The organism is Actinokineospora xionganensis (assembly GCF_014323725.1).
Taxonomy (GTDB): domain Bacteria; phylum Actinomycetota; class Actinomycetes; order Mycobacteriales; family Pseudonocardiaceae; genus Actinokineospora; species Actinokineospora xionganensis.
On the sequence record NZ_JABVED010000015.1, the window covers coordinates 64,012 to 87,470 of the forward strand.

Genomic DNA, 23,459 nt, shown 5'->3' on the forward strand with positions numbered 1-23,459 from the left:
TCGCGAAACCGGAACTCGCTGTCGGCGACGTGGGACTCGCGGGCTAGCCCCCGTGGTGCGGGGGGCGGTTGACTCGGTACCACTCTTCGCGGTCGTCGTCGCTCCTCGGCGGGTCGCGCTCGTCCGAGGTGGTCTCGGGCAGCACGTCCCCGAAGATGGCGTCGAGATCGCGCCTGCGCCTGCGTTCGTCCTCGGTCGGCTGCTCGCTCATGCGTCCATCATCCCCGACGCGCGGGAACTAGCGGATCTGCTGCTGGCGGAGCAGGTCGCGGATCTCGGTGAGCAGTTCGACATCGGTCGGCTCGGACGGCCCCGGCTCCACGCCGCGCTTGCGGCGCTCCTGCAGGTGCTTCACCGGCAGCACGATCGCGAAGTACACGACCGCGGCCACGATGACGAAGTTGATGACCGCGTTGAGGACACTGCCGACGTCCATGAACGTCGACGGGTTTTCTCCGAGGATCCTGAACCCGAGGCCCTGAGCGGCGTCGGAACCGCCGACGGCGTTGATGAGCGGCTTGACGAGTCCGGTGGTGAACGCGGTCACGATCGTGGTGAACGCCGCACCGATGATGACGGCGACCGCCAAGTCGATGACGTTCCCGCGCATCAGGAAGTCTTTGAAGCCCTTCAGCACCTTGGCACTCCAATCAGGACGAACGGCGAATACGCCGTACGGGGGAAGGAACTATCGGAGGGTAACGGTTACCGGACGTTCCAGTGAGCTGGACGCCACCCTGGCCGCGGAATCCCTCGCAAGGGCGATAAGCAGCAGACTGCCGCGACGCCCACCGTTCACCTGATCGTCACGCCGCACCGTCACCACGGTCGCGTCGCGTGCCAAGACCACCGCTTCGCCGCCCCGCTTGTCCGTGGAGACGATGTCCACACGCGACCCGGGCCGCACCAGTTCGGCGACCGAGGGATCCGATAACCGCACCGGAACCGCGGCGAACCCCGGTCCCACCGCGGAGGGCCCGACGAGCCGTGCCTCCGTTATCGGCTCACCCTCGCCCGCCGCCCCCGCCAACACCCGGCCCGCGATGGCCGCTGGCTCGGTGAACGCGGCGAGCGGGACGACCTCGGGCGGCGCGCGCACGACCCGCACGTCCGATGCCGACAGGTCCACACCCGGCGCCAACGCGCGGGAGGCGACGAGCATGGGGGCTGTGCGGTCGGTGACCGGGCGCAGCCACAGGACGGCCGCGAGCAGGACGAGGAGAACGGCGACAGACCGCCGGAGGGTGAGTGAACGGGTGGCGAAACGCGGCACGACGGGCTCCCGGAGATCGAGATGGCTGACCATCTCGACGCTAGGGAGTCCGGGCGGCGCCGGGAACCCGGTGCGCCCGGGCTGTGGATGCCCGCCCGGGCGTTGTGGACGACTACGGCGTGAAGCGGCTCAGGAAGCCTTCGCCGTGGTAGTGGACGCAGTGCTCGACGAAGTCGAGGAGGTCGAGGAGGTCGAGGCCGAGGTGGTCGCGCTCGACTCGGACTTCGCCGGGGTCGCGGCGGCAGTGGCCGCGGGCGCGGTCGCGCTCGACCCCGAGCGGCTGTCGGTGCGGTAGAAGCCGCTGCCCTTGAACACCACGCCGACCGAGCCGTACAGCTTGCGCAGGCGGCCGGCGCATTCCGGGCACTCGGAAAGAGCGGCGTCGGTGAACGACTGCACCGCGTCGAAGCGGTGCTCGCACGCCGTGCAGGCGTACTGGTACGTGGGCACGATGGCTCCCTCTCGAAACCTGGCACTCGGCCAGCCGGAGTGCTAACACCAATTCTGCGACACCACGCGTGCGGAGCGCAAACATCTCCGCCGGATCTCACAGTCACGGCAGTTGGATGAGGCCCCGTCCGGGGGTCAGCGCGGCGGTCATCAGCACGTCGTGCGGCTCCCGCGGCAGCCGGTCGACCGTCTCGTCGTCGCGCACCACCGCCACCAGCGGTGTGCCCGGCGCGGCGATGACCAGGCTCCGGTCGTAGTACCCCGCGCCACGGCCCAGCCGCACGCCCGCGCGGTCCACACCCAGCGCGGGCACCAGGACCATGTCGGCGATCCGCAGCGCGGCGGCGCCCAGCCGTTCGCCGATCGGCTCCAACAGCCCCCACGGACCCGGCCGCAGCGACTCCTGCCCCGCGTACCAGGCCCAGTCCAGCGGTCCCTGGCCCGCGACGATCGGCAGCAGCACCCGTACCCCGTGCGCGGCCACCTCGTCGAGCATCTGCACGGAGCCGGGCTCCGAGCCGATCGGCACGTACGCGCACAGCGTCTGACCGCGGCGCACAACCTTTGCGCTGGTCAAAAGCCTAGTGAGGGAAACCGCCTCGGCGAAGCGAGCGCTCGCGGGCAGGCGTCGGCGTCTGCTGAGCAACGTCGAGCGCCACTGATCCTTGGTCCACTCGCGTGCCTCTTCGAGATCACTCCCAGGCGAAGCCACACCACGAGGTTAGGCTGCGTGTCCATGAGCGCGTCGACCGCATTCACCACCGCCATCGTCCCCGCAGCAGGCCTTGGCACCCGTTTCCTGCCCACGACCAAAGCCGTCCCCAAGGAATTGCTCCCGGTGGTGGACACGCCGGGCATCGAATACGTCGCCGCGGAAGCCGCGGAGGCGGGCGCCACGCGCCTGATCATCGTCACCTCGCCCGGCAAGGACGCGGTGGCCGACTACTTCCGCCCACAGCCCGAGTTGGAGCGCACGCTCGAGGCGCGCGGCAAGACCGAACTCCTCGCGAAGGTCCGCCGCGCCCCCGGGCTGCTGCAGGTCGAGACCGCGATCCAGGAGCAGGCCCTCGGTCTGGGCCACGCCGTCGGCTGCGCCGAAGGCAACCTGCGCGGCGACGACGAGGCCGTCGCCGTCCTGCTCCCCGACGACCTGGTCCTGCCGAGCGGCGTGCTGACCCGTATGGCCGCCGTGCGCGCGAAGTTCGGCGGCTCGGTGCTGTGCGCGTTCGACATCCCGCGCGAGCAGATCTCCGCTTACGGCGTCTTCGACGTGGCTGAGATTTCACAGAGCACCGATGTCGGCTTCGATCCGGCCGACGTCAAGCAGGTGCACGGGATGGTGGAGAAGCCGCCCGCCGCCGAGGCGCCCTCGACCTTCGCCGCGGCAGGCCGCTACCTGCTCGACCGCGCGATCTTCGACGCGCTCAAGCGGATCACCCCCGGCGCGGGCGGGGAACTGCAGCTGACCGACGCCATCGCCCTGCTCATCGCCGAGGGCCACCCGGTCCACGTCGTCGTGCACCGCGGCGGAAGGCACGACCTCGGGAATCCTGGCGGTTTCCTGCGTGCCGCCGTGGACTTTGCCCTCGAGCACCCGGAGTATGGGCCCGACCTGCGGGAATGGCTGCGGGAACGGGTTGGCGGCGTGTAGATGCCGGGTCCAGGACGCGATTGGTGACAAGGTAACCGGATGAGGTCAGTCGACGAGCAACTCGCCAGGGCGCTGGCGGCCGCGGTCCGGCCCGCCCCCGTGCGGGTCGCCATCTCCGAGGCGCAGGGCCTGCTCTGCGCCGAGGAGGTCGTTGCCGAGCGCGCGCTGCCGGGTTTCGACCAGGCGGCGGTGGACGGCTACGCCGTGCGCAGTGTCGACACCCAGGCCGCGGGCGAGGAGCCGGTGCAACTGCCGGTCGTCGGCGAGATCGCCGCGGGCTCGCGGCAGCCGCGCAGGCTCCAGCCGGGGCAGGCCGTGCGCATCGCCACCGGCGCGCCGCTGCCGACGCTGGCCGACGCCGTGCTGCCCACCGGGTTCACCGACGGTCACCACGCCAAGGTCACCGTGCACCAGCCGGTGCCGTCGGCGGGCTATGTCCGGCGCACCGGTGAGGACGTGCAGACCGGCGACGTCGCGGTCCGCCGCGGCGCGGTGATCGGCTCGGCCCAGGTCGGCTTGCTCGCCGCCGTCGGCCGCTCCAAGGTGCTCGTCTACCCGAGGCCGCGGGTATCGATCATCTCCGTCGGCGACGAACTGGTGGACATAGACCGCACGCCCGGACAGGGACAGGTCTACGACGTCAACTCCTACGCCCTCTCCGCCGCGGCCCGCGACGCCGGGGCGGAGGTCAACCGGGTCGGGATCCTGGAGAGCGATCCGAAGCGGCTGCGTGAGGTCGTCGAGAGCAGGCTGCTGCTGTCGGAGATCGTGGTCATCGCGGGCGGCGTGGGTGGCGAACTGGCCGAGGAGGTCCGTTCGGCGATCCAGGACCTCGGCGAGGTCGACATGACCCGGGTCGCGATGCACCCCGGTTCGGTGCAGGGCTTCGGCAGGCTCGGACCCGACGCCGTACCGACGTTCCTGCTCCCGGGCAACCCGATGAGCGCGCTCGTGGTGTTCGAGGTCATGGTCCGCCCGCTTATCCGGGCCGCCCAAGGCAAGCGCAACCCACACCGTCGGGTGGTCACCGCCCGGCTGCTCTCGCCGATCACGTCGACAAAGGACCGCCGCGGCTTCCTGCGCGGGCAGCTGCTGCGCGACGAGTCCAACGGCGAGTACCTGGTCCAGCCGCTCGGGCTGTCCGGGTCGCACCTGTTGGCGTCGCTGGCCGAGGCGAACTGCCTGGTACTCGTGGACGAAGAGACGACCGAGATCCCCGTCGGCGAGCAGGTGCAGGTCAGCTTCCTCGCCCAGCGTGGCTAGCGCCCCCGTGGGCCGCCACCCCGGCTGGCCCGCCCGACTCGGGCCGCTGACCGTGGCCGCGGGTGTGGTGGAGGTGCGGCCGCCGAGGCTGTGGGACGCCGCCGCGTGGAGCCGGATCCGCAAACGCGACCAACGGCATCTGGAGAACTGGGAGCCGTCGGTCCCCGGGACGTGGGCGGAGCGCAACGCGGGCATCGCGTGGCCCGCCCAGTGGTCCACGCTGCGCGCCCTCGGGCGGCGCGGGATGTCGCTGCCGTTCGTGATCACGGTCGACGGCGAGTTCGCGGGCCAGATCACCGTGGGCAACGTGATCCGGGGTTCGCTGTGCTCGGCCTGGGTGGGCTACTGGGTCGACAGCGAGGTCACCGGCGGGGGTGTGGCGACCGCTTCCGTGGCCCTCGTTGTCGATCACTGCTTCAACTCGGCCGGGCTGCACCGAATCGAGGCCACGGTGCGCCCGGAGAACGCCGCGAGCCTGCGCGTGCTGACCAAGCTGGGCTTCCGCGAAGAGGGCCTCTTCCGCCGCTACCTCGACGTCGCGGGCGACTGGCGTGATCATCTCTGCTTCGCACTGACCACAGAGGACATACCAAAAAGCCTGGTAGCGCGCCTGATCGACGACGGCGGTGCGGTTTTGTCATAACGACGTGCGAAGTTCACGGCGAATTAGTTTGATCAAGACCGTTACGGTGGAAGGTCCACATACGAACTAGCCGAATGGGTGAACGTGGTCGGCGCGCCTCCGCCAAGCGTGTGACTGTTGTGACTAACGTGGCGAATGCAGGGACGCGTGCGTCGCAAAGTTCGGGGGAGGTGCCGGGACATGCCGAGCTCTTTGATCGTGGTCGCACTCGTAGTGGCATGGCTCGTCGTCCTCGTCCCGATGGTCGTGCGCAAGCGCCAGGAAATCGCCAGAACAGCGGACTCCGCGCTCGCGGCACGAGTCGTGCGCAGCGGCAGCGCCCACGACCACGACGAAGAAGACGACCTGCACGACCTCCACGAGGAGGCCGAGGACACCCGGGAGGACTTCGCGATGAGCGACGTCGACGAGGTGGACCCCGAGCTCGACGAGCTCGACGACGCCGAAATCGAAGACGACCCCGAACCCGAAGTCCGCCGCTACCGCCCCGGCCGCGGCGGCTACGACCCCGACGCCGCCGCCCGCGCCGCCCGCGCCAAATACGGGTTCCGCCAACGCGTCGTCCTGCTGATGATCGCCGTCGCCGTCATCACCGTCGCCCTCGCCGCCACCCTCAACGCGACCCTCTGGTGGGTGCACGGGGCGACCGACCTCGCCCTCGTCGGCTACCTCACCTACCTGCGCCGCCAAGTCCGGATCGAAGAAGAAATCCGTCAACGGCGCTACGCCCGCATGTCCGCCGCCCGCCGCTCCCACGCCCGGCCCTACGCGGACGAATACGACACCTACGAAGACGAAGACGCCCGCCCCACCCGCGACTACGCCCCCACGCGCATGGCGCACCCCAGCGCGGTCGTCGTCGACATCGACGACGAAGACCCCTGGTTCGACGAACTCGGCGACCCCGCACACCTGCCCTACCGCCGAGCAGTCGGAGAGTAAGACCCCCCAGAAACCCCGGTGCGCACATCCTGATACGCTCTCCGCGCACCAAGTTCGGGGCTGTAGCGCAGTTGGTAGCGCGTCTCGTTCGCATCGAGAAGGTCCGGGGTTCGATTCCCCGCAGCTCCACGCATAGGCGGCTCATGCTCTTAGAGAGCATGAGCCGTTTTGCGTTCCGCATCGTATCTGGGGGGCGACCCCCCAGACCCCCACGGTGCGATCGGTGACCATTCCAGCTCTGCCGGATCAGTGTGGCTCGCGCTGCGCGCATCGGGTGTGTAACCAATAGGCATGTCGCCCACGGTGCGATCGGTGACCATTCCAGCTCTGCCGGATCAGTGTGGCTCGCGCTGCGCGCATCGGGTGTGTAACCAATAGGCATGTCGCCCACGGTGCGATCGGTGACCATTCCAGCTCTGCCGGATCAGTGTGGCTCGCGCTGCGCGCATCGGGTGTGTAACCAATAGGCATGTCGCCCACGGTGCGATCGGTGACCATTCCAGCTCTGCCGGATCAGTGTGGCTCGCGCTGCGCGCATCGGGTGTGTAACCAATAGGCATGTCGCCCACGGTGCGATCGGTGACCATTCCAGCTCTGCCGGATCAGTGTGGCTCGCGCTGCGCGCATCGGGTGTGTAACCAATAGGCATGTCGCCCACGGTGCGATCGGTGACCATTCCAGCTCTGCCGGATCAGTGTGGCTCGCGCTGCGCGCATCGGGTGTGTAACCAATAGGCATGTCGCCCACGGTGCGATCGGTGACCATTCCAGCTCTGCCGGATCAGTGTGGCTCGCGCTGCGCGCATCGGGTGTGTAACCAATAGGCATGTCGCCCACGGTGCGATCGGTGACCATTCCAGCTCTGCCGGATCAGTGTGGCTCGCGCTGCGCGCATCGGGTGTGTAACCAATAGGCATGTCGCCCACGGTGCGATCGGTGACCATTCCAGCGGTCGGGCTTGTTGCTATAGCCACCCGTATGCGGTCCGATCAAACGCATGAGAGCGCGTCGCTATTCAGGGATATCGGCGCCGGGCTTGAGACGCACCTCGAAGTGGCCCAGCAAGCTGTCGGCGATTCGTGACGGCATCTCGTCCAAAGGTCGGCGCACCCCCGCCTGAGCGTGCATCTCCCACGCGATCACCGCGGTCGGTTGCTTGACGATCGGGTTGTCGCCGCTGCTCACTGGCGCCCTGCTGGTGTCCGTTCTTGGTGAAAGCGCATTACTCCCCACGTCGGCAGGCGGACGTTCACCTCAGGGGTGACGGCATGGTTCGGATGAATTGATGTCAGGTACACAGCCATGTTGACCAGTGGATTCATTATCGCCGCTGTGTCGGTGTGCGAACCGCTACCAATGCCTCTGCAGGCGGGGCCGTTGTGTGACCGCCCGCTACTGCGGGAGTCGGGCATCCGGCGTCGCGTTCGCTTGATCGCCTGCTCCGACGGGGCTGCGAGCGTGCCCGAAAATCACCGAGATGGATGCTTCGGCGCGCCTTTCGTCATCACCCTCACCGACGAAGAAGTCGACCAGCAGCGGGACCAGAACACGATCGACGCCACGGTCTTGGGCGACATAGCCCGCACCTTCGAGCATGACGTACCCGTGTACCAGCGTCCACCAGCGAAAGGAGAGCGCGGAGCCGGGAGTCGGGCGGATGCGCTTCGTCTCGACGCAACGCTGAAGAGCCGCGCCCGCCCGGTCGAGGGTGCCGCGACGTCCGGCCGCGAGTTCCTCGGACGACACCGATCGGTACTTGCCCATGGGCACCGTGCCGAACATGACGGCGAAGAGTTCCGGGTTCTCGCGGGCGTGCTCCACATACCCAGCGGTGAGCCCGGCGACGTGAGTCACCGGGTCCGGGTGCCTACCCTCGGCCACGAACCGGCGCTCGAGGCGATCGAAGCCCTCTTCGACGACCGAACGGACCAATGTCTCCATTGATCCGAAGTGTGTGTAGACCGCCATCGTCGACGTCCCGGCCGTGGTCGCCACCCGCCGCGCGGTCAGCGCCTCCACCCCGTGGCGGGCGACCAAACCGGCGGCGGCCGCGGTGAGGCGCCTACGCATCGGGTCCCGCGTGAGATCACCCACGTCACTCGACAAAGCCTTCACCTCCCCTCACACTGCTCATAACATACGTTATCCCGAGGAGGGTGTCGTGCGCGACAAGCGCTGGAGTTGGGTCGCGTGGGCCGCCGTCGCGGCGGTCTGCGTGATCTATGCGCCGATGGCGATCGAGTACACCTGGCGCTTGTTCAACCCCAGCGCTCCCGGGTTGTGGGACCGCGTGTTCGCCGGCGCGGTCGGTGACGAGCAGGCGCTCGGTGCGGGCTCGATCCACCACGAGCAAGCCGACGCATACGCCGAGAACCGGGTCTTGCTGCTGTTTCACACGACCGCGGGCGGCATCGCCATCCTCATCTTCGCGGCACAGTTCTCGGCCCGCTTTCGCCGCAACCTGCGCAGGCATCGTGTCCTGGGCCGGGTCGGCGTCACCCTCGCACTCGTGGGGATGCTCGGAGCATTCGGCTACCTGCTGGCCGTGGGGCCAGAGCACACCTTTGACGGCCCTGCGTTCTATCTCCAACTCTGGGCGCTCGCGCTCGGCACCCTCATCGGCGTGATCGGCGGCTTCGCGACCGCCCTGCGACGCCAGATCGCCATGCACCGGTCCCTGATGGCCTACGCGTTCGCACTTCTGCTCACCGCGCCCCTGCTGCGGATCGAGTACGTGCTGCTCGGCGTGCTCTGGTCCGGCACGACCCAGGTGGAGACCAACCTGGCAGGTGGCGCGACCCTCGCCACCCTGGCGCCGCTGGGCGCTATCCTCGCCTCCCGTGCCATGGCCGGACGCGATCGGCGCAGCCCGACGGTCCGCCCGCTGCCGGGGCGAAACCTCGACCGCGCGGTCGGGATCGCGGCGCTGGCCACCCTGCCGTTGCTTGTCCTGCGGTACACAGAGACCTTCGACGGCACCGACCGGATCACCATCGCAGGCATGTGCACGATGCTCGCCGGCCTGGCCGCGGCAGCCACGAACGCCGCCGCTGCCCGCAAGGCCGGAAAAGACGTCGCCGCCGAGGAGTGGCGCGTACACACGCTCGCGTTCGTTGCAAGCGTTCCCGCGATGCTGCTGCTCTGGCTCGCCTACGACGCGCCGTTCACGACGGGCGAAGCATTCTTCGGCGCCCTGCTCACCGCTCCCGCGGTCACACTGTCGATGGGCCTACTGCTAGTCGTATGGCGCCGCCGAACAGTCGTCATACCGCAATCCGATCAACCAAAGGTGCTGCCGATCTGAGTACGCCCGTCACGTGCGGTGGCGGACAGGCCGGACTATGTTCTCCGCCCCGCGGACGAGAACCTCCTGATTCGGATGAATTGACCTCAGGTCCACTCAGGTCTCTGACCTGCGGCTCATGATTGGAATCTGAATCCGTTCGAACCACGACAAGCCCGACCGCACCCCAGCGGTCGGGCTTGTCGCTGGCAAGAGTGCGTCCACCCCACATCGGCAGGCGGATGTTCACCTCAGGGGTGATGGCGGGACGGAGCGCGTACCGTTCGTCCCGCACGGCACCAGCGGTTCGTCATCGCTAGCGTGTCGGCAACCGAACCGGCTCCCATCACGTGGAGGCCGCGTCGCTGTGCATCCGCAGTCACGCACGCTCTGTGCGGCATCAGAGTGCGTTGGAACGATCGCTGCGCCCGAGCTAGTGGTCGACAATCGGGCCATGATGTTCCCGGGATCCTGAGCGCGGCGGCCGGCATGTCACGGAACAATGGTTCGTGTCGACCTGCCGTCGGTCTCCCAGGGAACTGCCGGCTTGGATGCAGGTGGTTCCCAGCTCCGTCGCGTTGACTGCTCGTCATGGTGAGAAAGCGGCCGTTCCGGCTGATCAACGTCGCGCTCGTGGTCGTGTTGCTGGCAGCGGGGGTGACGGCGTACTTCTGGCTGCGCGGCGGTACGGAGTCCGCCTCGGCCACGCTCAGGACCGTCACGGCGGGTACTGGCTCGGTGGTCCAGACCGTGTCCGCCTCCGGCACCTTGGAAAGCGCCTCAAGCGTGACGGCCGACTTCACGACCGCGGGCACGGTTGCCGAGATCCTGGTCAAGGTTGGGGACACCGTGACCGCCGGTCAGGCGTTGGCCAAGCTCGACGCCGCTGAGGTCGCGGCCTCGGTCGACATCGCCGAAGACGAGCGCGACGCCGCCCAGTACAACCTCACCAGCGCCCAGACCAAGCTCAGCGACACCGTCGCGCAGGGTGCCGACGCCACACAGGCCCGCGCCTCGGTGAAGCAGCAGGAGGCCGCGCTCAAGCAGAAGAAGTCGGCGCTGGCCGCGGCGCAGAAGAAGCTCACCGCGACCACGCTGACCGCACCGGCGGCCGGGACCGTGGTCGCGGTCAACGGGTCCGTCGGCGGTACCGCGGGTTCCGGCGGATCATCGACCGGGTCTGCGGCTGGATCGTCGACCGGGTCGAGTTCCTCGGGTTCCTCGGCGTTCATCCAGATCTCCGACCTCACCACGCTGCTGGTGCGCACGTCGCTCGCCGAGGTGGACGTGGCGAAGGTGAAGGTCGGCCAGGCGGCGACGATCACCGTCAACGCCATCCCCGGCTCCCTTGTCGCCGGGACCGTCGCCGCGATCGATCCGGTCCCCAGTTCCAGCAACAACGTCGTCACCTTCGGCGCGACCCTGACCGTGCCGACGCTGCCGGACGGGGCCCGTGCCGGGCAGACCGCGAGCGTGTCGGTCACCGTCTCGCAGGTGGACGACGTGGTCGTCCTGTCCAGCGTGGCCGTGCAGACCACCGGGGGCGCCAGCACGGTGACGCTCCTGGTCGACGGCGTCGAGACTCGCCGCGCCGTGACGATCGGCGTGAGGGGTGACTCGACCGTGGAGGTCACCTCGGGCGTGTCGGTGGGCGACCAGGTCGTCATCCCCGGCGCGGTCTCCACCGGCACCCGAGGCGGTACCGGGGGCACATCGCCGTTCGGCGGCGGTGGAGGACCGGGCGGTGGGGTGGGACCCGGCGCGGCTGTCCCGGGTGGCGCGGGTACCGGTCAGGGCGGCGGTGGCCGGTGACCGCCATCGAGATCACCGGGTTGCACAAGGTGTACGGCACCGGCTCGACCAGGGTGCACGCGCTGCGCGGGGTCGACATGACCGTCCAGAAGGGCGAGTACGTGGCTATCGTGGGCGCGTCCGGCTCCGGCAAGTCGACGCTGCTCAACATCCTCGGGTGCCTCGACGCGCCCAGCGAGGGCAGCTACCGGCTCGACGGCATCGAGGTGTCGACGTTCACCGAGTCCGAGCTCTCGCTGCTGCGCAACCGCAAGATCGGCTTCGTCTTCCAGTCGTTCAACCTGATCCCGCGCACGACTGCTCTGTCCAATGTGGAACTCCCGTTGGTCTACGCCGGGATGGCCCGCAAGCACCGCCGGGAACGGGCACGGGCGGCACTCGACCTCGTCGGCATCGGCCACCGCGCCGACCACACCCCGACGCAGCTCTCCGGCGGCGAGCAGCAGCGGGTGGCGATCGCCAGGGCGCTGGTCACCGCGCCGACGCTGGTGCTCGCCGACGAGCCGACCGGCAACCTCGACAGCCGCAACTCCGCCGACGTCCTGGCCGTGTTCGACCGCCTCAACACGGCGGGCCGCACCATCGTGATGATCACCCACGAGGCCGACGTCGCCGCGCACGCGCATCGCACCGTCCGCGTCCACGACGGCCGCATCGTCGCCGGGGTGCTCGCATGATCGAGACGTTCCGGTTCGCGCTGCGCGGGCTCGCCGCGAACAAGCTCCGCTCCGGGCTCACCACCCTGGGCATCATGATCGGCGTCGGCGCGGTGATCGTGCTGGTCGCCGTGGGCACCGGCGCGTCGGCCGCGGTCGCGAACAGCATCTCGGCGCTGGGCACCAACTTGCTCACGGTGTCCGCCCAAGGCGGTCGCGACGCGGGCAAGCCGCTGACCGTCGCCGACGCCCGCGCCCTGGTGGACCCGCTCGGCGCGCCCGACGTCGCCACAGCGACGCCGGTGGTGACCTCCGGGAACGTGAGCGTCACCCAGTCCGACACCACCGCGAGCGTCCGGCAGTTCATCGGCGCCGAGCCTGCCTACCTGGAGGCCACCAACAGCACGATCGCGTCGGGGAGCTCGTTCACCTCAACCGACCTCGCCGAGGCCCGCAAGGTCGTCGTCCTCGGCGCCACGACCGCGTCGAACCTGTTCAGCACGCAGGACGCCGTCGGCGGACAGGTGCTGGTCAACGGGCTCCCGTTCACTGTGGTGGGGGTGCTCGAAGCCAAAGGTGGCACCGGGTTCGGCGACCCGGACGACATGGCCGTCGCGCCGTTGTCGACGGTGCAGAACATGCTCACCGGGTACGGCGGGCTCAGTCAGATCCTGGTCACCGCGCGCAGCGCCGACGTCATGGCGCAGGCGCAGGCCGAGATCACCACGATCCTGTCCAATCGACATGGCATCGCGAACCCGGCGCGGGCGGACTTCCGAGTGTCCAACCCGACGCAGGTCCTCGCCGCCCGATCCGAGGCGACCGAGACCTTCACCGTCCTGCTGGCCGCGGTCGCCGCGATCTCGCTGCTCGTCGGCGGGATCGGGATCACCAACATCATGCTGGTCACGGTCACCGAGCGGATTCGCGAGATCGGCGTGCGCAAAGCGCTCGGCGCGCCGAGCGGGGCGATTCTCGGCCAGTTCCTCACCGAAGCCACCCTCCTGGGTCTGCTCGGCGGCGGCCTCGGCGTCGCCGCCGGGCTGGCCGCCAGCGGGTTGCAGATCTCCGGCATCACCCCCGTCGTGTCCTGGCCGTCCGTCGCGCTCGCCTTCGGGGTGTCCGCACTGGTCGGCCTGGTGTTCGGCGGTTACCCGGCCCATCGGGCCGCACGCTTGCGGCCGATCGAAGCACTGCGCCATGACTAAGGAGAACCACATGTCCGACAAGCCCGACCTGCTCGCCGACCCGGTCCCCAGCGCCGAGCTGGAGCACGACCTCAAGGGCCGTGGTGGCCCGAACAAGGTCACGCTGATCCTGGCCGCGCTCGCCTTGGCCGGGGTCGCGTTCACCGGGGGCATCCTGGTCCACTCGGCGACCGCGGAGACTCCGGCGCCCGCCGCCCAGGGCAGGCCCGGCTTCGGTGGCGGGGGCGGTCAGGGCGGCCCCCCGGGCGGGCAGAACGGGCAGGGAGGCCAGGGCGGCCAGGGAATGCCCGGCGGGCGTGGTGGCGGGCCCGGCCTGACCGGCACGGTCGTGCGCGTCGATGGGCAGAACCTTGTGCTCAAGGGCGCCGATGGGCAGGAGGTCACCGTGGCCATGACTGACGAGACGAAGGTCAACCTCGCCCAGCCGGGTGCCGTGGCGGACCTGGTCGAGGGTGCCACCGTGCAGCTCCAGATCACTCGGGGTCAAGATGGCTCCATGAGCGCGACGACCGTGACCAAACAGCCTTGACCCGGACCCGCCTGCTCGTCGTCGACGACGAGGAGTCGATCCGCGAACTGCTGGCCGCGAGCCTGCGGTACGCGGGGTTCGACGTGACCACCGCCGGCTCCGGTGGTGACGCGCTGCGCGCGGCGGAGAGAGACGACCCGGAGTTGGTGCTGCTGGACGTGATGCTGCCCGACATCGACGGGTTCGAGGTGGTCCGGCGCCTGCGCGGGGGTGCTCGGCGCGTGCCAGTGCTGTTCCTGACCGCGCGCGACGCGACCGCCGACAAGGTCACCGGCCTGACCCTCGGCGGCGACGACTACGTGACCAAGCCGTTCAGCCTGGAGGAGGTCGTGGCCCGGGTGCACGCCGTGCTGCGCCGCGCCGGCTCCGCCCCCGGCTCGGACCGCGACATCCTCCGCTACGCCGACCTGGAGCTCGACACCGACGCGCACCTGGTGCACCGCGCGGGCACACCAGTGCAGCTATCGCCGACCGAGTTCAAGCTGCTGCACTACCTGATGCGCAACGCGAACCGGGTGGTGTCGAAGCAGCAGATCCTCGACCAGGTCTGGAACTACGCGTTCACCGGCAGTGACGGCGTGGTCGAGTCGTACATCTCCTACCTGCGGCGCAAGGTCGACTACGTCGATCCCCGGCTGATCCACACCGTGCGCGGCCTCGGCTACGTGTTGCGTGAGCAGCCGGGATGACCAGGCTCCCGCTGCGCTTCCAACTCCTCGCCGTGCTGGTGCTATTGCTCATCCTTGCCTATGCCGTCGCCGCGGTCGCCGCCCCGCGCGCCATGGAGAGCTACCTGGTGTCCCAGGTGGACACCCGGATCACCCGTGCGGCGGCCGGCGCCCTGCGCGCCCTCGACGACGGCCGGTTCCCCCGAGGCGCCCCGCCGTCGCAGCAGTTGCTGCCCAGCGACTTCGTGATCCAGGTCCACGCCCCGGACGGCAGCCTGATCGGATCCGCCCTGCGCACCTCCACCGGTACGGAATTGGAGCTGCCGCCGCTCGCGGACGCGGTGGAGGGGCAGCCGTTCACCGAGGGGGCATGGCGGGTGCTGGTGCACCGCTCCAGCAACGGCTACTACCTGGTCGCCGCCACCAGCATGGCCGACGTCCAAAGCACGGTCGCGCAGTCCAGGTCGACCATCCTCGTGACCGGCGGCATCGCCCTGGTCGCGCTGATCGGCCTCGGCTACTTCCTGGTGCGACGCAGCTTCCGCCCGCTGGAGCAGGTCGAGCACACCGCCGAGCAGATCGCGGCGGGCGACCTCTCCCGCCGGGTCCCGGTCGTCGACGCCCACAGCGAGGTCGGCCACCTCGCGACAGCCCTCAACACCATGCTGACCACGATCGAGTCCGCCTTCCGCGCCCGCCAGGAATCGGAGGCACGCCTGCGCCGGTTCGTGGCCGACGCCAGCCACGAACTGCGTTCCCCACTGACCTCCATCCGCGGCTACGCCGAGCTGTACCGCCAGGGCGGCGGCACCCCGGAGCGATCCCTGGCCCGCATCGAGGCCGAAGCCACCCGCATGACCCAGTTGGTCGAGGACATGCTCCTGCTGGCCAACCTCGACCAGCAACGTCCCCTGAACCGCGGCGCCGTCGACCTCACCGTCCTTGCCGTGGACGCCGTCCAGGACGCCCGCGCCGCCGCCCCGGACCGGGACGTGACCCTGCACCTGGCCGCACCCGGCGCGGTGGTCCCCGGGGACGAGGCCCGCCTGCGCCAAGTGCTGGCGAACCTGCTGACCAACGCCATCCAGCATTCCGCCGGACCAATCCGCGTGGGCCTCAGCGCAACGGCCACCACCGCCGTGATCACCGTGACCGACGCCGGCCCCGGCATGAGCCCCGAACAGATCGACCAAGTCTTCGACCGCTTCTACCGGGCCTCAGCCTCCCGTTCCCGAGACCACGGCGGCACCGGGCTCGGCCTGTCCATCGCCGCCGCCCTGGTAGCCGCCCACAACGGCACCATCGCCGCGGCGTCCACCCCGGACACCGGCTCCACCTTCACCGTGACATTGCCGCTCACCTGAGCCGGGCACCACCCCCAACCAGCCCAGTCCAGCACCTCCCGCGATCAAGAACCACCACTCAGCCGCGCGCCGGAGCGCGCGCGAGGAAAACGTAACGATCGAAGACCCGCGCGCGCTGCGCGAGGTCGCGAAGACGACGGGCTCGTACGCGCATGGCCTGCTTGCCGCCCATCACCGCCCGCGCTGATCGCCACCGCTCTCGAGATCACTCAGGGGTTGCCAGGTCTGACAACGCCGAATGGCGATTTCGGCCGTGCGGCCGACGGGCGGCCTTTCTCTCGCCGGATGGGTGCGATCTTGGCGACGGCTTCGAGGTGCTGCACTTGGTCGACCAGTTGATCCCGCTCTCCGCGCTACGGAAGGAGGCATCTCCGGTGATGCTCACTGTCCTACCGTGGTCCCCGAGAACTCGTGGATGCGAGATGTACTCGAGACGGCGCCGTCAGGTCAGAGTCGGAGTCTCGAACTCCTCGATCGTTGTGAACATCAAGTAGAGGCGTCCCGAGCACAGCGATGCCCCGCGAGTGGGTCGCGGGGCATCGGCTGCGTGGTGGGTTATTCGGCAGGCTGGCCCGCGTTCTGCTTGGCCACCTCGGCGTGGACCTCGGCCATGTCCACAGCCTTCAGCTGGGTGATCAAGTCCTCCAGGGCGGGCGCGGGAAGAGCGCCGGGCTGGGAGTACAGGACGACGCCCTCGCGGACGGCCATCACCGTCGGGATGGACGAAATGCCGAACGCCTGCGCCAGCTGCTGCTGGGCCTCCGTGTCGACCTTGGCGAAGACCACATCGGCGTGCTGCTCGGACGCCTTCTCGAAAATCGGGCCGAACTGGCGGCACGGGCCACACCAAGCCGCCCAGAAGTCCACTAGGACGGTGCCACCACCGCCCACGACCTCATCGAAGTTCTCGGTGGTCAATTCGACCGTCGCCACAGGACCTCCTAGGTAAGGGCGTGCTGTCTGCGGTTCAACGAACCACGCCCATGGAACATTCCCTACCCCAACTTCGCGCGAATACCCGCGTCTGCCCTGCGGTATGCCTCATCGTCGCCAGTGAGGACCGACACCGCGTTGGACGCGCGGGCGAGCGCGTCGATCTCGAACGCCAGCTGTGCCGCGTCGGTGCCCGCGGGCAACTGGCCCCGCTCGACCGCCTCCTCGACCATGCCCACGAGCAGCGCCATCCAACCGCGGAAAGCACCCACAACCGCGTCATGCACCCGGCCCTCGCGGGCATCGAACTCAGCCGAAGCCGCGGCGAAAAAGCAACCACCAGGGAAGATCCGGGTCCGCGAATACGTGATCCAGCTGTCGACCAGCGCCCGCAACCTCGGCAACCCAGGCTCGGCGGCCCGCGCCGGGCGGATCACCCGCTCGACGAACACCTCCTCGGCGTAGGCGAGCGTCGCCAGCTGCAGCTCCTCCTTCGAGCCGAAATGGGCGAAGATCCCACTCTTGCTCAGCTCCAACTCGCCTGCCAGCCTGCCGATCGTCAACCCGTCAAGCCCTTCCACGGACGCGATCTCCGCGGCCCGGCGCAGCGTGAGGCGTCGCGTCTCCGCGCCCCGAGCCAGCCGACCGTCCATGCGAGCAATCTAGACGACCCGACGATCATGTGGAACTATCTGACCGATCGTTCGTACTTATTTCTGGAGGGGTCATGGACATCAGGGCACTGGACCGGCGGGCCGTCGAGGTCACCGGCGGGATCATCGACCGGCTGACCGACGAGCAACTCGACCTCGCGTCGCCCTGCTCGGAGTGGACGGTCCGCGGCGTCATCGAGCACATGGTGGGCAACAACCACGGCATGCTGGCCAAGCTCACGGGACAGGCCCCGCCCGCGGAGGTCTCGCCTGCCGCGGACCCGCGGGCGAACTTCCGGAAGACCGCTGAGGCCTTCCTCGCGGCCTTCGCGAGCGACGAGGCGCAGGAGGCCTCGTTCGAACTACTCGGCGTGGAGCGCACCGGTGCGGTGGCGCAGTCGGTGCACTTCGCCGACGTCCTCGTGCACGCGTGGGACATCGCGTCGGCGGCCGGGATCGACCTGCGGTACGACGAGGACCTCGCCGAGGCGGCGGTGAAGGTCGTCAGCCGGTTCCCCGAGGAGTTGTGGGGTCCCGGTGGCGCGTTCGCCGCGCGACTGCCCGTCGCGGAGGACGCGTCGGCGCAGGATCGGCTGCTCGCCCTGACCGGGCGGGCGCCGGTGGCCTCAGCCGCCTGAGGGTCGGTAGGTGCTCACGGTGACCGATCCGGTCACCGTGAGCGGATCGGTCAGTGCGGCGACCCGCTCGCGGAACTCGGCGGCGACGGTGTGGAAAGCGTTGGGCCCCATACCCACCAGCGTGGTGACATCGTGGTGCGACAGCGTCATCGAGAACTCACGGTCGGTCTGCTCGGCGAGGTCGAAGTGCGGCGCCAGGCGTTCGTCGATCCGGCTCTGCTTGTCCTCATCGACTGCCAGAAGGTCCAAAGTGGACACCAATTCGGCGAGGTGTCGCGAGGTCGGGGCGACTACCACCAAGGTGCCCTCTGGCCGCAGGATCCGCCGCAGCTCAACGGGATTGCGCGGGGCGAAGACATTGAGGACGAGGCCCGCGGACGCGGGCTGGACCGGCAGCGGCTGCCAGGCGTCGCAGCCGACCGCGCCGATCAGGGGGTGGGCGCGGGCAGCCCTGCGCAGTGCCGGTTTGGAAGCGTCCAGGGCGAGCCCCACGCGGCTGCCGAACCGGTCGAGGACGGCGGCGAGGTAGTAGCCGGTGCCCGCGCCCACGTCCACGACGCAGCCTAGGCCGGGCCGGGCCGCGTCGGTGATCGCCTCGACGATCGGGGCGTAGTGGCCCGCGCCGAGGAAGGCCGCGCGCGCGTCGACCATCTCGGGGGTGTCCCCGGTGAAGGTGGAGGTGCCGCGCAGCAGGCTCACGTAGCCCTGGCGGGCGATGTCGAAGCTGTGCGACCGCACGCACCGCAAAGTCCCGGACTCGATGGCCAGGGCGTCACCGCACAGCGGGCAGGCCAGGAACGGGACGGCGTCGGCGAGCATGGGGGGACCCTACGACGAAGGCCCGGGCGACAGTGTCGCCCGGGCCTTCGGTCTAAGTGGATCAGTTACGACGCAGGACCGCGTTGCGGATGCGCGGCACACCCAGCAACAGGCCACCGCTGAGCAGCAGCGCGGCGCCGAGGAAGATCATCCAGCCGACGTTCGCACCGGTGTCGGGTAGCTCGCTGCCGTCGGACGGCGACACGGCGCCTGCGGGCTTCGGGGTGGTCGTGGCCGGAGCGTTCGTCGTGCTGCTCGGGTCCGTCGGCTCCGTCGTGGGCTCGGTCGGCTCAGTGGGCTCAGTGGGCTCGGTCGGCTCAGTGGGTTCGGTCGGCTCGGTGTCGGTCTCGACGCCACAGGCGAACCAGTGGCTGATCGCGGCGATGTTCCCGCCCTTGTTGTACGGCGAGTGCAGCTTCAGCCACGGCATCTCGCCGAGCTTGTCCGCCGAGTACTTGTTGTACCCGTCGCCGCCCTTGACGACCACGCCGACGAGCTCGATGCCCTCGGGCACGTCCTCTTCGGTGATGTCGATGGACATCTTGTTGTCGCCCGGGTTCTCTTCACCGATGATGAACTTGCTGCCTTCCCACAGGTCCGAGCAGGACTTGTAGGTGATGTTCTTCTCGAAGTACTCGGCGCGGGTGTCGCCGGCGGGGGGCGGGCCTTCCTGGGCGCCGGCGGTGCCAGTGAAGGCCAGCAGAGAGGCCGCAGTGACGGCCGTAAACGTAAGCGACGCGACAAACCTGCGCATGTGTGAACTCCCAGAGTGACCACTGCCCCGACGACTGGGCATTTCTACACCCAAACGGGGGAGGCCACTACACCGGTATGCGTCTGAGCGTGTTCGTGTTCGTCCCGTTGCCGATTAGAGATCTTTCAACGCGTCTTCGACGGCCCGGTGGAAGGTCGGGTAGGCGAAGATCATCCGGCGCAGCACGCCGATTTCGACCTCCGCGTGTACCGCCAGGGTCAGCAGCCCGAGGACCTCGCCGCCTGCCGGGCCCGCCGAGGTCGCGCCCACGAGGACGCCGCGATCGGCGTCGGCGACCAGCTTGACCAGGCCTTCGTTGCCGACCTTGTGGATCCAGCCGCGCGACGACGACTCGACCTTGGCCGTCCCGGTCCGCACGTTGAGGCCCGCCTCGCGGGCGGCGGCCTCGGTCAGGCCGACCGAGCCGACCTCGGGGTCGGTGAACGTCACCCGCGGCACCGCTCGATACTCCGCACCGGGGGAGTCCTCGCCGAGGATGTCGGCGACCGCGATGCCCGCCTGGTACATGGACATGTGCGTGAACGCGCCCTCGCCGACCACGTCGCCGATCGCCCACACGCCGTCGGCCGCCCGCATGTGCTTGTCGACCTTGATGCCCTTGGCCGAGTCGTCGAGCCCGACCGCCGCCACGCCCAGCGCGCCCAGGTCGGTGCGGCGGCCCGCGGCGACGAGGAGCCCGCGGGCGGACAGCGGGTCGCCGCCGTCGAAGTCGAGGGTGAACTGCTCGCCGTCGTGACGCGCGGAGGTGATCTTCGCGCTGGTCCGCACGGTGATCCCCTCGGCGGCGAACCGCTCGGCGATCAGCGCGCCTGCTTCGGGCTCGTCGAGGCCCAGCAGCCGGTCCTGCGCCTCGACCACCGTGACATTCGCGCCGAATCGGGCGAAGACCTGGGCGAACTCGCAACCCACCGGGCCGCCGCCCAGCACGATCAGCGACTCGGGGACCTCTTCGACGGCGACGGCTTCGCGGTTGGTCCAGTGCGGGGTGTCGGCCAGACCCGGCACGGGTGGGAGTGCGGGCTCGGTGCCCGGGTTGAGCACGATCCCCTTGCGCGCGGTGACCCGCTCCTCGCCCGACGGGGTGGACACGACGAGTTCGCCGGGGCCGGTGACCCGCGCGCGGCCGCGCAGGAACCTCGCTCCCGCCTTGGTGAGACGCTCGACCGCCACGGTGTCGTCCCAGTCGTCCGTGGCCTCGTCACGGATGCGCTTGGCGACCGGCGCCCAGTCCGGGCGGACGTCGGCGGACCCACCCAGGTCCGCGACCCGGCGCGCCTCGGCGAGGGCGTCGGCCGCGCGGATCATCATCTTCGTCGGCACGCAGGCGTAGTACGGGCACTCGCCACCGACGAGCCTGGCCTCGATCGCCACGACCGACAGGCCTGCCTCGGCCAGCCGTGTGGCCACGGACTCGCCGCCGGGGCCGAGACCGACCACGGCGACATCGACGGTGAGAGCCATCTGCGTCCACCCTTCTGGAAGACCAACACTGCATCACGGCCCGCCGTCTCTCGCAGGTCCACTAGCGCACCCGCAGGAACTCGTGGCTGTCGCGGATCTCGCGGTTGAGGAACGCCCCGACGCTCGACGCGGACATCAACTCCCAGTACAGCCGCTTGGCGACGCCCAGGTACTGGTAGACGTTGCCGTTGCGGAACTCGACCTCGAGGGTCTTCGTGTTCGCGTCGTAGCCCACCGACGCGACGCTCGCCGAAGCGAGTGCCTGTCTGCGCATGATCCCCGCCCACGATTCGGACTCGGTGCCTCACCGATACCTTGCCACCGAACACCTGATGCGTCTGCCTCACTTCGTGAGCTGTGGACAACCTTGACGGCTTGTTCGGCGTCCCTGTGGATGAACGGCCCGCCCGGGCCGCCGATCGGCATACGCTGTTTCCGGCGCACCCCGGCGCCGTCTTGAGAGGAGCTGTACTCGAAGTGCTGGACCTCGCGGCTTCCCTGCTGTCGTTCGCGCACAGCCTGTTCGGGCCGGGGCTGTGCCCGGGTGACTGGGTCTGGGCGACGAGCACGGCCGGAGCACTGATCGCGCTGCTGCCGGTCATCGGCTCGGTGACCGTCGCGCTGGTCCGCAAGGTCACCGGCAACCTCTACAACGCGGTCACCTACGGGGTGTTCGGCGCCATCGGAGCGTTCTTCGCGTTCCTCATGCCGTGGCTGCTGTTCAACGGCGTCAGCGGTGTCTTCCGGGGTGTGTTCACCAAGGATCCGGCGATCTCACTCGCCGGATCAGGCACCATGGACAACTCCTTCTGCTGGGTCGGCGCGCAGGACCTGTACCTCGGCGGCGGGGCCAACGTCTACGAGGTCATCTTCCACAAGTTCGAGAGCACCCCGGTCTTCCTGCTGCGGCTGGTCTTCCTCGTAGTGGTCCCCGCGATCTGCCTGCTGTTCGTGATCCTGCAGGCCCGCGCCGCGACCCGCCGCGGCCCCCGGTGGGTGAGCAGGCTGGTCTGGGTCCCGTTCGCGCTGATGATCGCGCTGAGCGTCCCCGTCGAGGCCAACACCGCCTCCCACCTGTGGCTGGGCTTCCTGCCGATCTCTGTGCTCGGCCTGATCCCGGTCTACGTCATCGGCCCGCCGAACTGGTCGACGATCGAGCGCAGTCACCAGAAGCCGGAGTCCGCGCCGCCGCCTCCGCAACAGCCCTCCGGCATGGGCGCGCACCCGCAGCCCCCGCCTCCGCAGCCGCAGAACAACCAGCCCAGCAAGGCCCTGCCGCCTTACGTGCCGCCCGCGCCGCTGCCTCCGTACCAGCCCCCCGCCAACGTTGCGGGCTATCCGCCGCAGGTTCCTGTGAAGCCCGTGCAGGCGCCCGCGCCGTACGTGCCGCCCGCGCTCAACCCGACGCTGCACGACCCCAACCCCGAAGGCCTCGGCGCGATGGCCCGGCTGGCCGCCGACCCCGGCCCGCTGCCGTTCGCGCCGCGCTCGGCCGCCCCGCCCCCGCCACCGGTCAAGCCGTCCGGCAGCCGCTTCCGCAAGGTCCGGGCCCTGGGCCAGGGCGGATTCGGCACGGTGTGGCTGGCCGTCGACACCCAGCTCGACCGCACGGTCGCGGTGAAGATGGCGCACGCCCCCGACGCCGAGACCGAAGAACGCATGCTGCGCGAAGCGCGGGCGCTCGCGGCGGTCCACCACCCGAACTGTGTGCGGGTCTACGACATCGTCTCCGAGCCCGAGGGCCTCGGCCTGGTCATGGAGTACATCGAGGGCCAGCCCCTCGCCGACCGCGTCGCCACCGGCGGCCCACTCGACGACCTGGCCGTAGCCCGACTGTGGATCACGATGGCGGGCGCCTTGTCCGCCGCCCACGCCAAGGGCGTCCTGCACCGCGACGTCAAGCCGTCGAATGTGATCATCGACCCGGACGGCAACGCCCACCTGATCGACTTCGGCATCGCGCGCTCGCAGGGCGACTCCACCCTCACCGCCACCGGCATGATGGTCGGAACCCCCGACTTCCTCGCCTCGGAAACCGCCGCGGGCGCCAACGCCACGCCCGCCTCGGACGCCTGGCAGCTGGCGGCCACCGTGAGCTTCGCGCTGACCGGAAAGCCGCCGCGCGGCACCCGCGAGAACGCCATGGCGGCACTGATGGCCGCTGCGAAGGGCGAACCGGTCACCCAAACACCGCAGCAGAGCGCCCACCGCAGGCTGCTGCTCGCCTCGCTGGACAACGAACCGGCCCGCCGCCCCACCCTGCGCGCGGTCGCCCGCGAACTCAGCGACTGGATGGCACGGGAAGGCCACACGGAGACCGGCCCGGTAACCCAAATAGTCCGCCGCGACGACATCGACAAGGTGGACCGAACCCGCCACATGCCCGGATAGCGACCAGGGGCCATTCGGCCCGAATCGCAGGGCGTAGAACCAAATGGC

The 23,459-nt window shown here is 69.5% G+C and carries 26 protein-coding genes and 1 tRNA gene; 14 read left to right on the forward strand and 13 right to left on the reverse strand.

Features of this window, described 5'->3' with window-relative positions; genetic code table 11:
• Positions 1-43: 43 nt before the first annotated feature.
• From GPZ80_RS24025 to GPZ80_RS24045, 5 genes are all read right to left on the reverse strand, one after another.
• On the reverse strand, positions 44-211 hold the full coding sequence (locus tag GPZ80_RS24025) for a hypothetical protein (protein ID WP_187223341.1): 168 nt from the start codon (positions 209-211) through the stop codon (positions 44-46).
• 27 nt (positions 212-238) lie between these two features.
• Positions 239-637, reverse strand: a complete 399-nt coding sequence (gene mscL / locus GPZ80_RS24030; RefSeq protein WP_187223342.1) for a large-conductance mechanosensitive channel protein MscL — start codon at positions 635-637, stop codon at positions 239-241.
• A 51-nt stretch (positions 638-688) separates the two neighbouring features.
• Positions 689-1,273: an SAF domain-containing protein gene (locus GPZ80_RS24035; RefSeq protein WP_187223343.1), complete on the reverse strand. Its 585-nt coding sequence runs from the start codon at positions 1,271-1,273 to the stop codon at positions 689-691.
• 129 nt (positions 1,274-1,402) lie between these two features.
• Positions 1,403-1,723 carry an FmdB family zinc ribbon protein gene (locus tag GPZ80_RS24040; protein WP_187223344.1) on the reverse strand — a complete coding sequence of 107 codons (321 nt, stop codon included), beginning with the start codon at positions 1,721-1,723 and terminating at the stop codon, positions 1,403-1,405.
• A 103-nt stretch (positions 1,724-1,826) separates the two neighbouring features.
• Positions 1,827-2,435 (reverse strand): 5-formyltetrahydrofolate cyclo-ligase, encoded by a 609-nt coding sequence (locus tag GPZ80_RS24045; RefSeq protein WP_187223345.1) that lies wholly within the window; start codon positions 2,433-2,435, stop codon positions 1,827-1,829.
• A gap of 24 nt (positions 2,436-2,459) precedes the next feature.
• On the opposite strand from GPZ80_RS24045, the gene GPZ80_RS24050 reads away from it, so the two are divergent.
• The 5 genes from GPZ80_RS24050 (at position 2,460) to GPZ80_RS24070 (ending at position 6,351) form a co-directional block, all read left to right on the forward strand.
• Positions 2,460-3,374 (forward strand): UTP--glucose-1-phosphate uridylyltransferase, encoded by a 915-nt coding sequence (locus GPZ80_RS24050; protein ID WP_187223346.1) that lies wholly within the window; start codon positions 2,460-2,462, stop codon positions 3,372-3,374.
• A gap of 39 nt (positions 3,375-3,413) precedes the next feature.
• Positions 3,414-4,637 carry a molybdotransferase-like divisome protein Glp gene (gene glp, locus GPZ80_RS24055; protein ID WP_187223347.1) on the forward strand — a complete coding sequence of 408 codons (1,224 nt, stop codon included), beginning with the start codon at positions 3,414-3,416 and terminating at the stop codon, positions 4,635-4,637.
• A complete protein-coding gene (locus tag GPZ80_RS24060; protein ID WP_187223348.1) occupies positions 4,630-5,280 on the forward strand; it encodes a GNAT family N-acetyltransferase in 651 nt (216 codons plus the stop codon). The genes glp and GPZ80_RS24060 overlap by 8 nt, the downstream gene beginning before the upstream one ends.
• A gap of 180 nt (positions 5,281-5,460) precedes the next feature.
• The gene (gene sepX / locus GPZ80_RS24065) at positions 5,461-6,222 is read left to right on the forward strand and encodes a divisome protein SepX/GlpR (protein WP_187223349.1); all 762 of its coding nucleotides are present in this window, start codon (positions 5,461-5,463) and stop codon (positions 6,220-6,222) included.
• Positions 6,223-6,278: 56 nt separating this feature from the next.
• Positions 6,279-6,351 (forward strand) — tRNA-Ala (locus tag GPZ80_RS24070).
• A gap of 881 nt (positions 6,352-7,232) precedes the next feature.
• Here the strand turns inward: GPZ80_RS24070 and GPZ80_RS24075 are convergent.
• Entirely contained in the window at positions 7,233-7,406 is a 174-nt protein-coding gene (locus GPZ80_RS24075; RefSeq protein ID WP_187223350.1) for a hypothetical protein, read from the reverse strand.
• A gap of 207 nt (positions 7,407-7,613) precedes the next feature.
• Entirely contained in the window at positions 7,614-8,291 is a 678-nt protein-coding gene (locus tag GPZ80_RS24080; protein ID WP_187223351.1) for a TetR/AcrR family transcriptional regulator, read from the reverse strand.
• Positions 8,292-8,382: 91 nt separating this feature from the next.
• Here GPZ80_RS24080 and GPZ80_RS24085 point away from each other — a divergent pair, with 91 nt between their 5' ends.
• The 7 genes from GPZ80_RS24085 (at position 8,383) to GPZ80_RS24115 (ending at position 15,741) form a co-directional block, all read left to right on the forward strand.
• A complete protein-coding gene (locus GPZ80_RS24085; protein ID WP_187223352.1) occupies positions 8,383-9,525 on the forward strand; it encodes a DUF2306 domain-containing protein in 1,143 nt (380 codons plus the stop codon).
• 570 nt (positions 9,526-10,095) lie between these two features.
• Complete coding sequence (locus tag GPZ80_RS24090; RefSeq protein WP_187223353.1) at positions 10,096-11,316, forward strand: efflux RND transporter periplasmic adaptor subunit; 1,221 nt, start codon at positions 10,096-10,098, stop codon at positions 11,314-11,316.
• Entirely contained in the window at positions 11,313-11,993 is a 681-nt protein-coding gene (locus GPZ80_RS24095) for an ABC transporter ATP-binding protein (protein WP_312880539.1), read from the forward strand. The genes GPZ80_RS24090 and GPZ80_RS24095 overlap by 4 nt, the downstream gene beginning before the upstream one ends.
• Entirely contained in the window at positions 11,990-13,180 is a 1,191-nt protein-coding gene (locus GPZ80_RS24100) for an ABC transporter permease (protein ID WP_187223354.1), read from the forward strand. The genes GPZ80_RS24095 and GPZ80_RS24100 overlap by 4 nt, the downstream gene beginning before the upstream one ends.
• Positions 13,181-13,190: 10 nt before the next feature.
• Positions 13,191-13,709, forward strand: a complete 519-nt coding sequence (locus GPZ80_RS24105; RefSeq protein ID WP_187223355.1) for a hypothetical protein — start codon at positions 13,191-13,193, stop codon at positions 13,707-13,709.
• On the forward strand, positions 13,706-14,398 hold the full coding sequence (locus GPZ80_RS24110; protein ID WP_187223356.1) for a response regulator transcription factor: 693 nt from the start codon (positions 13,706-13,708) through the stop codon (positions 14,396-14,398). The genes GPZ80_RS24105 and GPZ80_RS24110 overlap by 4 nt, the downstream gene beginning before the upstream one ends.
• Positions 14,395-15,741, forward strand: a complete 1,347-nt coding sequence (locus GPZ80_RS24115; protein WP_187223357.1) for a sensor histidine kinase — start codon at positions 14,395-14,397, stop codon at positions 15,739-15,741. The genes GPZ80_RS24110 and GPZ80_RS24115 overlap by 4 nt, the downstream gene beginning before the upstream one ends.
• A gap of 555 nt (positions 15,742-16,296) precedes the next feature.
• Here the strand turns inward: GPZ80_RS24115 and trxA are convergent.
• Both trxA and GPZ80_RS24125 read right to left on the reverse strand, forming a co-directional pair.
• Entirely contained in the window at positions 16,297-16,674 is a 378-nt protein-coding gene (gene trxA, locus GPZ80_RS24120) for a thioredoxin (RefSeq protein WP_187223358.1), read from the reverse strand.
• Between the two features lie 62 nt (positions 16,675-16,736).
• Positions 16,737-17,327, reverse strand: a complete 591-nt coding sequence (locus GPZ80_RS24125) for a TetR family transcriptional regulator C-terminal domain-containing protein (protein WP_187223359.1) — start codon at positions 17,325-17,327, stop codon at positions 16,737-16,739.
• Positions 17,328-17,401: 74 nt separating this feature from the next.
• On the opposite strand from GPZ80_RS24125, the gene GPZ80_RS24130 reads away from it, so the two are divergent.
• Positions 17,402-17,965 carry a TIGR03086 family metal-binding protein gene (locus GPZ80_RS24130; protein ID WP_187223360.1) on the forward strand — a complete coding sequence of 188 codons (564 nt, stop codon included), beginning with the start codon at positions 17,402-17,404 and terminating at the stop codon, positions 17,963-17,965.
• On the opposite strand, the gene GPZ80_RS24135 is transcribed toward GPZ80_RS24130, so the two are convergent.
• The 4 genes from GPZ80_RS24135 to GPZ80_RS24150 form a co-directional block, all read right to left on the reverse strand.
• On the reverse strand, positions 17,954-18,784 hold the full coding sequence (locus GPZ80_RS24135; protein ID WP_187223361.1) for a putative RNA methyltransferase: 831 nt from the start codon (positions 18,782-18,784) through the stop codon (positions 17,954-17,956). The genes GPZ80_RS24130 and GPZ80_RS24135 overlap by 12 nt on opposite strands.
• A gap of 61 nt (positions 18,785-18,845) precedes the next feature.
• On the reverse strand, positions 18,846-19,538 hold the full coding sequence (locus GPZ80_RS24140; protein ID WP_187223362.1) for an LPXTG cell wall anchor domain-containing protein: 693 nt from the start codon (positions 19,536-19,538) through the stop codon (positions 18,846-18,848).
• A gap of 114 nt (positions 19,539-19,652) precedes the next feature.
• On the reverse strand, positions 19,653-21,020 hold the full coding sequence (locus GPZ80_RS24145; RefSeq protein WP_187223363.1) for a dihydrolipoyl dehydrogenase family protein: 1,368 nt from the start codon (positions 21,018-21,020) through the stop codon (positions 19,653-19,655).
• Positions 21,021-21,081: 61 nt separating this feature from the next.
• Positions 21,082-21,294: a KTSC domain-containing protein gene (locus GPZ80_RS24150; protein ID WP_187223364.1), complete on the reverse strand. Its 213-nt coding sequence runs from the start codon at positions 21,292-21,294 to the stop codon at positions 21,082-21,084.
• 203 nt (positions 21,295-21,497) lie between these two features.
• On the opposite strand from GPZ80_RS24150, the gene GPZ80_RS24155 reads away from it, so the two are divergent.
• The gene (locus GPZ80_RS24155; RefSeq protein ID WP_187223365.1) at positions 21,498-23,411 is read left to right on the forward strand and encodes a serine/threonine-protein kinase; all 1,914 of its coding nucleotides are present in this window, start codon (positions 21,498-21,500) and stop codon (positions 23,409-23,411) included.
• The last annotated feature ends 48 nt before the right edge of the window (positions 23,412-23,459 follow it).